The sequence below is a fragment of the Thalassotalea sp. PLHSN55 genome, from assembly GCF_052030545.1.
Lineage (GTDB): Bacteria > Pseudomonadota > Gammaproteobacteria > Enterobacterales > Alteromonadaceae > CANMXU01.
Genome location: NZ_JBPDIH010000001.1, coordinates 575,508 through 588,901, shown reverse-complemented (window position 1 = coordinate 588,901; position 13,394 = coordinate 575,508). Strand labels below are relative to the sequence as shown.

Here is a 13,394-nt window from a genome sequence, read left to right as displayed (position 1 = left end):
AAATAATTATCGTCGTAACATATTTTGTAGCTGCGAGCGCAATTGTTTTGCTTTGGCTGCATCTAATGGTGTTGATAAAATAGACTTGGCTGTTTCTGGTATGTGGTCAAAATTTTCATCGTTGTGTTCAAACACATAAAAATTAAACAAGTTTTGCCACGCTTTTCGTTGTTCTACCGGCAAGTCTCGAATGGCTAAAATAGCATGCAATAATGCTGAATTAGCTTGCCCAGCATAAGGTTGCCCTTGTTGCCACCAATAATTAAGCAGCACATTAAAGCGATGATTTCCTTGTACTTGGTGCCACCACATACTTGGAATAATTAACGCATCGCCTGGGGCTAAAGTAACGCGCTTGGCGTGAGCTAGCGCAGTTTTAAAACGAGGAAAACGCTCAAAATCAGGCGCAGACATATCAACCAAAGAAATCGGCTGACCACCGGGTGCTTTGTCTAATGGACCAATGTATAAATTATCAATTTGATCGGGCGGAAATAAAGTAAAGGTTCGACTCCCCACCGCTGAACATGCGAGGTTTTGCGCCGCGTCAAAATGTGCCGCGACATTGGTTTTTCCGCCCAACCAAATATTAAATAAGGCCTGTTGCGGAATACCGGTAACCGACAAAGGTTCAACCAAGGTAGGAAAAAAATGTTTCATACTGGTTGAGCCAACATAGATGGTAGATTGTGGTGATGAACTCGCCTCAACCGATAGCAACTTTTGCAGTACGTCGGTTAAATTTGCACTTTCGCTACTAAAATTAAAACCGGTAAAGTCTTGGTTATAAAACACCCTACCTTGCTCGGCTTCGTCAAGTAGACACGCATTTACCGGCGCACCTTGGTAATGAGTTGCTAAATAGTGCGCCGCGTCATCAGCTGAGCTTAAACCTTGCTTTACTAACGCCCACTCAAGCGCAAAGCCTTTTAATAAAATCGGCGACGTGGCATTTAATATATCAGGGCTAATATTGTTTGGCGTTATACCTGTTAACGTGCGAACTGTCGATGTTTGCGTGTCCATTTTAAATGCTTACGCTTGTTCAAACATTTGGTTATTTTTACGTGCGATTAGCGCGTGAACACAACTTTGCGACGCTAATACCATATCGATAGCGCGCAGGTATCCTGCTTTATGTAGCTGAACAATTTGCTGCTCTGACAGTTGTTCAAGCTGCGGTTCATTAATGGTATAAAAACCAAGTAATTGATGTTTACTTTTGTCTTTTAACTCAATATCAAGGGTGACTGATTCAATTAAGTCAAACGCCACTAAGGTTTCAATAAAAGCGCCATCGTCTAAAATGCCATGATGCAAAGATTCTAATATACCCGCAATGTTTTCTAAGTAGTCACTGTTGCCGCCATAAGGTAGAAAAACATCTACGCCTTGGTCAAAACTCACTTTAGGTGAATCTAAATCAACCGTTAGTACGCGCTGAACTTCTTTTACGCCCTGATTGTTAACTTCTTGCTGACCAATATAAAATGGCATTCGTTGCACCGACATTGGAATATAATGCGCGTCCCAACGGTTATCGACCAAAAATAAGTTCTCTTGTTGTTTGAAACCAAATAATGCCACTGAGCAAAACTGCCCGGTTTGGCTATCTTTATGAAAAAATATGGGGTAATGAGCTTGAACACTTCTAAACTCTGCAGGAAATGTAGGCGAAAACCACAAATTGTCGCCTAACTGTTCTGAATGTGCAGGATTAATCTTTAACGATTGGTGCTCAATATTGTTTAGTAACACATGATTTGCCATTGTTAGTACCACTCTCTTTTATATTATCGTTATATTTTCGACAAACCATATTCGGCAACTTGCGACAGCAAGGCTCGGTTTGTAGGCATATGTTTGCTTAATTGGGTTTGTTTTTGTTGTATTTCTTGTAAATAAGCCTGTAGTTGGGGGCTTAAATTTTGCTGATTTTGATAGTGTATTTGCTTAACATGGCTTTGCTTGGCATAACTTTGGCTACTGCAATAGGTGTTATTTGCCATGCCATAAAGCACATATTGATAACTGGCCGCTGGAAATAACGGCGCAGCCAATTCAATATCATAAAAGCTTGGCGCATTTTGCTGCCATAACGCCAGTTTATCTTGTAAATTCTCTGGAATGGTTGCCTCATTGCGGTTGGCTTGCCAATAATCGCTGTCTCGCTTTGATAAGACATAATGTAATTTAAGGAATTCGACAATCTGCTGCCAATGCTGTGTTAAGCGTTGATTAAAACGTTTCGCCACAACTGCCATCACACTATGCTCAACAGGTAAATATTGCGCGATCATATTGGCTGACTGTTCGATTAAGGTTAACGCCGACGCCTCTAATGGCTCAATAAAACCCGCAGCCATACCAACAGCAACACAGTTTTTATGCCAAAAGGTTTTTCGATAGCCCGGTGAAAATTGAATTTTTTTATAGTGCAGTTTGGTTAAACACGCCTTACTGGTTTCGCTAATATAACGCTCAAGTACTTGCTGCGCTCTGGTATCGTCTAGGTAATCGCTCGCATAAACATAACCAATGCCACGCCGCGACTGTAACCCAATATCCCAGACCCAGCCGACATCTTGTGCGGTTGATACCGTATTAGAGGCAATTTCTTGCTGCGTATCGTAAGGCACTTGCACGGCAATCGCACTGTCATTAAATAATATCGGTTTTAACGACTGGCTTTCTATTTGATAATGTTGGCCCAGTAAAATCGCTTTACTGCCAGAGCAATCAACAAATAAATCCCCAGTAATGGTTTGATTATCACTTAAAGTGACCGCTTGGATATGACCATTTTGATGATTGATCACCGAATCAATGTGTCCAACAATATGGTGTACATTCAATGATTGAGTGCAGTGATTTTTTAGCAGTTGGGCAAATTTCCCTGCATCAAGATGATAACCATAGTTAGCGATAAATTGATACTGTGGTGTCGATACTTGTTTAGGTGCTAGGTTTTGTGCGCACACTGCCCACTGAGTACAAAACTGTGCGGCAAATTTATTGTCAGCAAAATCCTGTTTGGTAAAACCTTGCTCACTAAAAACATTAACCGGATCTTTGCCATGAAAAGGCTGTGGCAATGAAAATGGATGGAAATAGCAGTGCTGCTCTATCGCTGTGGGCTCATGGCCCCAATCGACAAATTTCGACGCTTGCTTAAAGCTGGCATCGCAGGTCATTAAAAATTCGGTTTCACTAATACCAAGGGTTTTTAACGTTTCACGCATTGACGGCCATGTACCCTCACCTACGCCTACCCTTGGTACTTGATCAGACTCGATTAAGGTGACATTCACCAAGGGACTTTTATTTTTAGCCGCAATTAAGCCAGCCGTTAACCAACCGGCACTTCCGCCACCAACAATCACGATGTTTTTAATTTTTTGATCAGTATTTTCTGACTGCATTTATCGACACCCTTGACCATTAAGTAAAACCAAAAACACTTAATGTAATATTGACCATAACAAACTTTATCGATAATGAAAAGTAAAAAAGCCGCTAAAAAGCGGCTTTTTGATTCGTATCACGTTAATTTTTTAGAAAACGTAACGTGCACCTAAGTTATATCTGGCACCTGTTTCGGTAATTTTATAAATTAAACGTTCATCGCGACCAAATTCTTCCACGTATTCTTCAGTGATGTTAATCCCTTCTAAGAACACGGTTAACCCTTGTACTGCTGGCACTTCGTAACTTACGTTAAAGTCAATTTGGAAGTACTCATCAGTAAAGATTGGCGCAGTTAAATCACCATTGGTGCGACGTTCATTTAAGAACTTGTCACGCCAGTTATAAGCAATACGTGCTTGTAAACCGTCTTTATCATAAAATAAGACTAAGTTGGCGGTATCACTTAAGCCTACTAACGCTTCGGTATCATCTAAAGAATTAATGTCGTATTCAAGGTCAGTATCGACCATAGTGTAGTTAAATACACCACCAAAACCTGACTCGCCTAGTACATGTTGAATGTTAAACTCTAAACCGTCGATAGTATGTTCGGTATCACCATTAACCGGCACGTTTAATCTAAAATTTACGGTATTATCAGAGCTTGGGTCACCAACAATTGAACCACCATCTAGCTCGCCGTCTTCATCAAAATTAGGCGTTACATTTGGATCGTCAGCGTAATTTTCAAAGATGTAGTTACGAATATCTTGATTCGAAGCATTAGCACCTAACGCGGCAACTGCTGCGTCAAATTTTGCACCGTCTAACGGGTTGGCAAGGTTGAAAATATCAGAGTCAACAGTACCGGTAGTGATCCAGTTGGTAACGTCTTTTCTAAAGTAACCTAACGACACATAACTTGCTTCGTCATAATACCATTCAGCAGATAAGTCATAGTTAATCGCTTCAAGCGGTTCTAAACCTGGGTTACCTGAATTACCTGAATAACCACTCAAGCTACCGCCTGTCCCTATAGTCGTGCCACCTTGAAGATCGTTGTAATGTGCACGAGAAATAGTTTTACCTGCAGCAAAACGTACAATAATGTCGTCAGTTGCTTCAAGGTTAACATTTAAACTAGGCAAGAATTGATCGTAACTCGCTGTCTGTCTTAAAGTTTCAATACCTGTTACACCCGTAACTGAAGTTGATGTATCTTCATTCCACTCAACTCTGCTGTAACCTGGCGCCGATGCTGTAGAGGTTACGTCAGTATCTTCATAACGTAGCCCTAAATGCACACTTAACGGCATTTCACCAATTTCACCTGTGTAGTTAATTTTGAAAAATGCTGCGCTAGTTTCTTCTTCGGTAAAGCGGTTAGTGTCTGAATCCCACTGCGTTGAAGCACAGAATTGACCTTCACCATTTGGACCTGCAGCAGCACCCGATGCGGCTTGACAATCACCCCATAAGCTATCAACAGAAGCGACAGGATCTGCTAATTCAGCTGCATGAACGATTTGGTCAAAATCAGCAAAGAAAATACGGTTAAATAAATCGTAATCGCCTTGTGTTTCTGTGCCCTCAAAGTTACCTGCGCTGCCAGAGAACTTATCTAAAATAGTATCTTCTTTCCAATCAATATCAGAAAAATCACCAACTTCACCAACACCGCCCCAATCAGAACGTTGAACTTGGGTATGACGATAATGGTTATTTACCGTATTAACCGATACACCAAAGTCGATGCTTACATCATCACTAATAAAGTATTCACCGCTGAACTGTGTTTGCGATACTTCTGATGTATACATATCGTTAGCAAACCAGCTGCCCGATAAACGCATAGTATCTGGGTTAAAGTTTTCAATATTACCTGTTGCAATCCCCGGTAAATCACCGGTTAAATCTAAACCAGTACGGGTACGAGTATACGACGGTAATTGCAGGTTATTTCGTGTACCATGGCGCGGATCTGACGCTTTCATCTCTGCTTCAGAGCTATGGTGGTCAAATTCAAATGATAAGTTATCATTAACTTGCCATGCGATATTAAGACCGATTGAGTCAGTAGTTTCTTCACGACCCCAAGCACCGACAGTTAGCGATGTATCACGCATATCGCCGTCACTGTTGATGTCATATATTTCTGAATAAATAAGCGGTACGGCATTTGGCTCGCCTGTCCAAACTGACTCACTGCGATCACCCGCGTAGTTAAACCACACCGACGCGTCGGTATGTTGCTCTTCGACATTGTTTGTGAAAGTGGTGTAATCAAGCGTTGCAGTAATATCTTCATGTGGACGATATTGTAGAACTAACTGACCATTAATACGTTCACGTTGACGCTCTTCAAAAATATAACGTGGTTGTTGTGGATTTGAATAAATACCACTGGTTGGTCTGTTAGTACCACCTTCTGCACCTGCCGGTACACCACCCCAACCTGTGTTGGTATGTTCGCTCGCACGATAACCTTGGTCTTGTAAAAACTGACGCATGCCACTTTCGCGCTCTTGATAACTACCAGAGATCGAAATACCAAAAGTTTCATCAGCAAAAGTTTGCGAATACAAACCGCTAATTTCAGGCGTAGTTCCACCCTCTTCGCTTGACTGGTCATTAACAACTTTTGCGCCAATGGTTGCTTTTAACCCTGGCGAATTAAACGGCTTATGAGTTTCTAAATCAATCGTTGCACCGATACCACCAGAGGTAACGCTCGCATCTGCTGTTTTAAAAACACGAACACCTGAAACACTTTCCGAGGCAACATTGGCAAAATCGAAGGTACGATCACCTGTTGTATTGGGTAATTGACGACCATTTAGCGTAATTAAGTTATTGGCCGCGCCAAAACCACGTACGGTAACTCGGCTACCTTCACCCGCTGAGCGATCAATAGATACACCCGTAATACGTTGTAGTGATTCAGCTAAGTTGGTATCTGGAAACTTACCAATATCTTCTGCAGAAATCGCATCAACGATACCTTCAGAATCTTTTTTGATATCCATGGCGCGTTGTAAACCACCACGAATACCCGTTACTGTGATCACTTCTACCGCATCGCTTTTTGCTTCTTCGGCAAAGCTATAACTGCTCACTGCAGTTGAACTTAAACCAGCAATAATCGCTGTGGTCAGTAATTTTTTATTAAACATTTATACTTCCCCTTCTCTCTTGTTTTTTATTATTGTCATTTTGACAATTACTTTTTTATCACGTTATATTCAAAATGACAAGAAGCTTATTTATTATTTTTCGATCAATTTGTTTGATTTTTGCCCGGTCAAATAATCAGCAGGTTACTCCAAGTAAACGCTAAAACCATTACTTAAAAAGCCAACACACTTTTCGACTAATCGCCTATTGATGTTCTGTTATTGCTTTCAAAAAAACACTGTTTGTCTTATTGACCATATCTGTTTTTAGCAAAAATAAAAAGCCCTAAGGCGCTAAAAACAATTACTATTTTTTGTCACTTTCTTAGCAAAGTGCACACTTATTCGTACGCATTTACTGTTTCAATTTTACCATCTTCATCATGAATAAATTCGGTCATTTTGACACAGCGTAAATGTGTTTGGCCGCCCGACAAGGTGCAATCATGATAAAAGAGGTACCATTTTCCTTGATAATTAGCGATGGAGTGATGATTGGTCCAACCTAATACAGGGTTTAAAATAACGCCTTGATAGGTAAATGGCCCGTAAGGTGAATCACCAACGGCATAAGCAATTTTATGGGTATCGCCCGTAGAGTACGAAAAATAATACTTACCGTTATGTTTGTGTACCCATGGCGCCTCAAAAAATCGACGATGGTTATCATCTACCGTGATCGGCTGACCATTTTCATCAAGAATAACGATATCTTGAACTTGTTCATCAAACTCAAGCATATTGTCAGATAACTTAGCCATTTTTGCAGGTAATGCCGCTTGGCCGTTGTCAGGATACTTTTCTTCGCTATTAAATTGACCTTGGTACCAATTTTGTAACTGCCCACCCCACAAGCCACCAAAGTATAAATAATAGCTGCCGTCATCGTCTTCAAATACGGCAGGATCAATACTAAAGCTGCCTTCAATATAACTTTCTTGCGCTTTAAATGGTCCCGTTGGCGAATCGCTACTGGCAACACCTATGCGAAAAATACCGTCGTTGTCGCGCGCTGGAAAATAAAAATAGTACTGCCCATCTTTATGCGCTGCATCTGGTGCCCACATTTGCTTGCTCGCCCATGGCACATCGTCAATCGACAACGCCACACCATGGTCTATTGCAGTGCCACTTTCTTTGTCTACCGACAACACGTGATAGTCTTCCATGGCAAAATGATCGCCATTGTCGTTAATAGGGTTGTCGGTTTCAATATCGTGTGACGGATAAATATAAATTGTGTCGTTAAATACGTGCGCTGATGGATCAGCCGTATAAATATGACTGACCAAGGGTTCACTTTTTGCTTTTAACGAGCTCGCGCGTTTGAGATCCTTACGCACTGTTTTTTCAGCATCACTTAATTGCTGATTCTCGTCTGTTTCCTTAGGACAACTAGCCACTGAGGTTTACCTCCGTATTCGGTTTTCGGTTATGTTTGTAGTTAAAAATTCGTTAATCTGGCTAAGGTTAGTTAATGACTGGGTAATTCGGCCTGTATGCTTTTCACCTCGATTTCGGTTAGGCGGTATCGCCAGACAAAAATAAGCGCCAAAATCGTACAAATAATAGGAACACCGGCAAAAGCGAATAAAATACCTGACAAGGTTTCTTCGCTTTGTTCAACATTCGGTTGATAGTTTGAAAATGCTAATAACCAACCTGCCAATGCACCACCAATTGCAAAACCAAATTTAATCGCTAACAGGTGTCCCGAAAAGGTGATTGCCGTTAGTTTTCTTCCCAATTTTTTAGTGCCATAGTCAACGGTGTCCGCCACCATAGAGAACATAATCGGCGTAATGATCATGTGAGCAAAGTTAGCGATAAAGTAGGTGATGAAAATCGCGGCCACTTGGTTACTGTCAAAAACATAAAATAAGCTATGCGATAAAATCACGACTACCAAAGCGATTTGAAACAGGATTTTTTTCTCAACAAACTTCGTTAAGAAGTTAGTCGATATTGCCCCTAACACAGAGCCAATTGCTGACAAGGTTAAAAAGCTCGATAACAATGAACTGTCACCGACATAGTATTTAATATAATGAGGCGCAACCGAGGCACGAATGCCGATCAGAATAAGAGTGACTAAGCTGATTAAGGAGACAATCAACCATTGATCATTTTTAAATAACACTAAAAAGTCCGCAAAAATGCCTTGTTGTGGCTTGCGCTCGACCGCTTGGCTTTCTTTGGTCATTTTAAAGCATAATAAGAAACACGCTGCCGCTAATGAACCCATAAAGACCATGGCTAATGGGTAACCTAGTTGGTTATTGTCTTTGCCAAAAAACTCTACCAATTTTGGAATTGACCAAACAATAACCACTAACGCCGCCATTGCCATAGCAAAACGGTATGATTGCAGTGAGGCGCGCTCTTTTGGGTCGTTAACCATAACAGCACCTAATGCACCGTATGGAATGTTGATTGCGGTGTAACAGGTCATTAATAATGCGTAGGTAATATAAGCGTAAATTAATTTACCGGTTTCATTAAAATCTGGGGTTATAAAGGCTAATACCGCAAATACACCATAAGGTACGGCAAGGAAAAGCAAATAGGGACGATACGAGCCCCACTTGGTACGGGTTCTATCGGCGATACCGCCCATTAATGGGTCAGTAAAACCATCGAATAATCTTACCGCAAGCAGCAAGGTACCTGCCGCTGCTGCCGAAATGCCATAAACATCGGTATAAAAAATTAGCATAAAGTTGGCGACCATTTGGAACACGATGTTACTTGCAGTATCACCTAAGCCGTAGCCAATTTTTTCTTTGATGGTTAATTTATTTTTATTATCTTGCACACATACTCCACTGTATTTTTTTGTATGACAATCTTTTATATAGTCACTTTTACCATATCCTATTTAAATAGCAAACCTTTTTCTTATGCAATAAAAAAGGCAACCTAAGGCTGCCTTTATTTTTTTCTTTATTATCAATAACTAATAAAACGGTTAGTATTCAAAAGTAAATCCAAACTCTTTTAATTTTTCATAAACATTCACATCAAACCGATACAGAGAAGCGGCGCGGTGAGCAACATTTTTCTGCTTTTCTTTACAGTCGATCAGCAAGTTCATTTTTAAAATTTTACGTCTAAAGTTTGGTTTATCAAGCGACTTATGCAAAATAGACTCGTAGATTTCTTGTAGTTGCAATAAGGTGAATTTTTCAGGTAGCAGATTAAATCCAACAGGCTCATGACGCACTTTGTATTGCAAATAATCTAAGCCATTTTGCAATATTTCACCATGGTCAAACATTAGCTCTGGCAGGGTTTTAACATCGAACCAACGACATTCAAAGTCGTCGTTCACTTGTACTACCTTAGTTTCATCAAAACGTACTAAAGAGTAATAAACTATGGTGATTATCCGGCGCAGCGGGTATCGGTCAATGTTGCCAAACGCACCCAACTGGTCTAAATACAAATTATCAACGCCAGTGATACTTTTAACAACACGAGAGGCGGCGGCATCAAGGTTTTCGTCATTTCTAACCCAGTGTCCAATTAAGCCCCACTTATCTGCCACTATGCCTTCGTTATATTTAACTAACAGCACTTTTAATTTCCCCTCATGCAAGGTGAAAATCAAATTATCCACGGTTAAGTTATTAATACAATCTTCAGGAATAGCATCTTCAGACGCTGCGGTATTCGAGATGTTTGAACTGTTATGATACATAGTATTTTTAATTTCGTTGTCTGGCTGGTGAATTATTAACATATTGTTTATTCGACTATATAGTCTAATGAACTGGCGCTTAAAATTCAAATGTGCATGAATTTTTAAATACACACTCATTCGATAAGAGCCCACAAAGCATTGGACTATTTTTCATTAACGAATTCGTATCAAATCAGCGCAAGCTATGGTTTAATTGCCAAGCGCTAAATTTAATTTACTAGCTAATAGTCTCTTCATAGGAAAATAATGACCACAGATAAAACCAACAAATATGCCGTTCCTGCGCTTGATAAAGGTTTAGACATTTTAGAATTCTTAGCTGCCTCCCCGATACCGTTATCTCAAACAGAAATAGCACATGCCATCGGGCGAGGAGCAAATGAGATTTATCGGGTTTTAATCGGTTTAGAAAACCGAGGTTACTTAACTAGAGATGAAAAATCTGGCAAATATAGTGTTTCGCTAAAGCTGTTTAGTTTGTCGCGAAAAATATCGCCCGTTGATCAATTACGTCAAACCGCTATACCTATTATGGAAGACTTTTCGGCGACTAGCGGTTATGCATCGCATTTAAGCTTGCTTTATCAAAGCAAAGTCATGGTTGTGGTGAATGCAAGAAGTCATGCCCCCATTTCGCTAGATATCGCTGAAGGTACCTTATTTCCAGCAGTACGCTCAACCGCAGGTAAACTGCTTATTGCCCATAGTAACGAAGCGGTTAAGCAGCTAATTTTAGCACGTGATGAAAATTACCAGCAATTTGATAAAAACGAAAAATCGGATTTTGAACAAGCGCTAAAAACAATGTTATCAAACGGCTACCTTGTGCAAGAAAATCAAATAACAGCAGGTGTTACCGATTGCGCAGCGATCATTGGTCAAGCAGAAGGCGCAATCATTGCGGTATTTGCAGTATCAACCTTAAGCTCGACACTTAACGATGAACACACCAAACAGCAGTTAACGGCTGCAGTAAAAGCAACTGCATTAAAAATTAGTGAACAGCTAAGCTTAACTTAGTGCTTACAGCCGCCGCTTTCCACTTGCAACTTGCCACTTGCCACTTGCCACTTGCCACTTGCAACTTTCCACTTGCAACTTTCCACTTGCAACTTTCCACTTACAACTTTCCACTTACAACTTTCCACTTACAACTTTCCACTTACAACTTGCCACTTTCAGCTTTTTACTTGCAGCTTTCCACTTGCAACTTGCCACTTTCAGCTTTTTACTTGCAACTATTCACTTGCAACTATTCACTTGCAACTATTCACTTGCAACTATTCACTTGCAGCTTGCCACTTTCAGCTAGTCACTTACCAAACTCGCTAATACATAAACTAACGGTGCATTCCAATTAATTGCCACTTCGTTTGATGCATAGCTACACCAATCGTCAAGGTAGGATTTAGCAGGCTCGTTGCTTAAGTACTGACATTGATCTTGTTGCTCAGCGTTTGGGCCGCCCACTAACATGCCGGGGATCGGCGCAGCAACATCATCACTTGCTGATATTCTATGATGCGGCGCAATCGGTGTCTTTGTGCCAAAACCGGTAACAAAGCTGTAATCGGTTGGGTTTTTGCCCAAGACGTAATCAAGCAAACCTAACGCGATTTGTTTATATTTTTCATCGTTAAGTACATGGTATGCCTGCATAGAGACCATAGCTTTATTCATTGCCACAGCATTTGAGCCCCAGACAAAATCGGTTGCCGTCATCGCCGTTAAATAAGCACTGTTATTATGCTGCTCTAAATAACCGTCAGCTTGCTGTTGAAGTTGCGTTTTCAACGTTTGATACTGACTTTCGCTTAGCAGAGCTTGGCCTTTATGTAACAATGAACTAGTCGCTAAATAGCCGACACTTTGCCAAAAAGGCGTACCTGTTTCTTGAGCATAGTTTTGATAATGCTGAAAATATTGCGCGTTTTCACTGCTAATAAAAAGCTCAGCTGCCGCCCAAGCAAATTCATCTATGACTGAATTATCACCATATTCACCACTGCTAACGTCGTCTGGTTGTTGATAATACACAGTAGGGTTTTGTAACGCCCACTGCCATGCAGATATTGCCATCGTCAGCCATTGTTCGCTTTTACCACTTAATTGATTGGGGTATTGCGCCGCAATTCGACTGGCTTGTGCAAATACCGCGGCAAAATTAAGCGCCGCCGCAGTAGATTTGCCAATAACATATCTATCGCGATTATCGGCAACAGGCGTTTCTATACCCGGCCAATCAAGTGTCGTTAATTTGTGAAAAACACCACCATCACTGTCTTGCATGTTTTCAAGCCAAGATAAATTCCACAGTATTTCGTTTAACATATCAGGGAGTTGATCAAACGACTCAGGAATAGCTAAGTCAGTTTGTTGGTACAAGTTGGTAAAGTGCTCAAATGCCGCTAACAAGGTATAAGTAGTTATGCCAGAATTCACCACATATTTTCCGTAATCACCTGCGTCGTACCAGCCTCGGCTTGCCGTTACAAAAGAGCCGGTTAGTGTTTGCGTGCTTCCCGCAGAGCTATGTACTTTCACGCTTTCATCAAGGTGACCTGCCAGTCGCGGCCAATTGTCGGCATAAGGGGCGCTAATATCGGTACTAGCTCGGTTATAATAATAAGCTTTGATCACGCCTTTATGCAGCGCTTGATAAACCTCATTGCCAATATCAAATGACACTGAGTCTTCAACACCTTGAACTTGCAAAAAATAACGACCTTGTTCGGTAAAGTCGCTAAAATCTGCCCGTTTATGTAGCTCGCTACCGGCAACCGACCAATTTAACGCTGATGATAAATTCCCTTGAAAAGCCACCTCACCGCTGCTTTCTGCCACTAGGGTAAAAATATCAACGTCAATGTTTGGCACAATGGCAACTTTTGGCGCGTCAGGCAAAAAGCCCAGTTGGTTAATTTTTATTTTTTGATCGCTTTTTGGCGCAGGGTCAACCACTGCTGGTGGCGTTGTATTACCTGAATTAGTCGGTATATCAGCACTGCTTCTCGCTTCACTTGAGCCCCCCGAACCACCACAGCCCACTAACACAACAAGTGATAACGCCATTGATGTCTGTTTAAACAAATGCATGGAAAATAGTCCTT

10 protein-coding genes are annotated in these 13,394 nt (G+C 40.9%); 1 reads left to right on the top strand and 9 read right to left on the bottom strand.

Annotation, left to right across the window (positions count from 1 at the left end; genetic code table 11):
• Window positions 1–6: 6 nt before the first annotated feature.
• The 7 genes from ACRRSQ_RS02645 to ACRRSQ_RS02615 all read right to left on the bottom strand — a co-directional run bounded on the left by ACRRSQ_RS02645 (window position 7) and on the right by ACRRSQ_RS02615 (window position 10,281).
• Window positions 7–1,026, bottom strand: a complete 1,020-nt coding sequence (locus ACRRSQ_RS02645; protein WP_440874138.1) for a cupin-like domain-containing protein — start codon at window positions 1,024–1,026, stop codon at window positions 7–9.
• 9 nt (window positions 1,027–1,035) lie between these two features.
• Complete coding sequence (locus ACRRSQ_RS02640; RefSeq protein ID WP_440874137.1) at window positions 1,036–1,770, bottom strand: SapC family protein; 735 nt, start codon at window positions 1,768–1,770, stop codon at window positions 1,036–1,038.
• 29 nt (window positions 1,771–1,799) lie between these two features.
• A complete protein-coding gene (locus ACRRSQ_RS02635) occupies window positions 1,800–3,422 on the bottom strand; it encodes a tryptophan halogenase family protein (RefSeq protein WP_440874136.1) in 1,623 nt (540 codons plus the stop codon).
• Window positions 3,423–3,554: 132 nt separating this feature from the next.
• Window positions 3,555–6,581, bottom strand: a complete 3,027-nt coding sequence (locus ACRRSQ_RS02630; RefSeq protein ID WP_440874135.1) for a TonB-dependent receptor — start codon at window positions 6,579–6,581, stop codon at window positions 3,555–3,557.
• Window positions 6,582–6,922: 341 nt separating this feature from the next.
• Window positions 6,923–7,984, bottom strand: coding sequence for a glycoside hydrolase family 43 protein (locus ACRRSQ_RS02625; RefSeq protein WP_440874134.1), 1,062 nt, complete (start codon window positions 7,982–7,984; stop codon window positions 6,923–6,925).
• 71 nt (window positions 7,985–8,055) lie between these two features.
• On the bottom strand, window positions 8,056–9,396 hold the full coding sequence (locus ACRRSQ_RS02620; protein WP_440874133.1) for an MFS transporter: 1,341 nt from the start codon (window positions 9,394–9,396) through the stop codon (window positions 8,056–8,058).
• Between the two features lie 153 nt (window positions 9,397–9,549).
• Window positions 9,550–10,281 carry an NUDIX hydrolase gene (locus ACRRSQ_RS02615; protein ID WP_440874256.1) on the bottom strand — a complete coding sequence of 244 codons (732 nt, stop codon included), beginning with the start codon at window positions 10,279–10,281 and terminating at the stop codon, window positions 9,550–9,552.
• A 249-nt stretch (window positions 10,282–10,530) separates the two neighbouring features.
• Between ACRRSQ_RS02615 and ACRRSQ_RS02610 the strand changes: the two genes are divergently transcribed.
• Complete coding sequence (locus ACRRSQ_RS02610; protein WP_440874132.1) at window positions 10,531–11,304, top strand: IclR family transcriptional regulator; 774 nt, start codon at window positions 10,531–10,533, stop codon at window positions 11,302–11,304.
• Here the strand turns inward: ACRRSQ_RS02610 and ACRRSQ_RS02605 are convergent.
• Together ACRRSQ_RS02605 and ACRRSQ_RS02600 are read right to left on the bottom strand one after the other, a co-directional pair.
• Window positions 11,301–11,432, bottom strand: coding sequence for a hypothetical protein (locus tag ACRRSQ_RS02605; protein ID WP_440874131.1), 132 nt, complete (start codon window positions 11,430–11,432; stop codon window positions 11,301–11,303). The two genes, ACRRSQ_RS02610 and ACRRSQ_RS02605, sit on opposite strands and share 4 nt — an antisense overlap.
• Before the next feature lie 160 nt (window positions 11,433–11,592).
• Complete coding sequence (locus tag ACRRSQ_RS02600) at window positions 11,593–13,380, bottom strand: glycoside hydrolase family 9 protein (RefSeq protein WP_440874130.1); 1,788 nt, start codon at window positions 13,378–13,380, stop codon at window positions 11,593–11,595.
• Window positions 13,381–13,394 lie beyond the last annotated feature (14 nt).

Coding starts and splice junctions, on each gene's coding strand:
- ACRRSQ_RS02610 (WP_440874132.1), top strand. CDS start 10,531: ATGACCACAGATAAAACCAACAAATATGCCGTTCCTGCGCTTGATAAA.
- ACRRSQ_RS02615 (WP_440874256.1), bottom strand. CDS start 10,281: ATGTATCATAACAGTTCAAACATCTCGAATACCGCAGCGTCTGAAGAT.
- ACRRSQ_RS02645 (WP_440874138.1), bottom strand. CDS start 1,026: ATGGACACGCAAACATCGACAGTTCGCACGTTAACAGGTATAACGCCA.
- ACRRSQ_RS02640 (WP_440874137.1), bottom strand. CDS start 1,770: ATGGCAAATCATGTGTTACTAAACAATATTGAGCACCAATCGTTAAAG.
- ACRRSQ_RS02600 (WP_440874130.1), bottom strand. CDS start 13,380: ATGCATTTGTTTAAACAGACATCAATGGCGTTATCACTTGTTGTGTTA.
- ACRRSQ_RS02630 (WP_440874135.1), bottom strand. CDS start 6,581: ATGTTTAATAAAAAATTACTGACCACAGCGATTATTGCTGGTTTAAGT.
- ACRRSQ_RS02635 (WP_440874136.1), bottom strand. CDS start 3,422: ATGCAGTCAGAAAATACTGATCAAAAAATTAAAAACATCGTGATTGTT.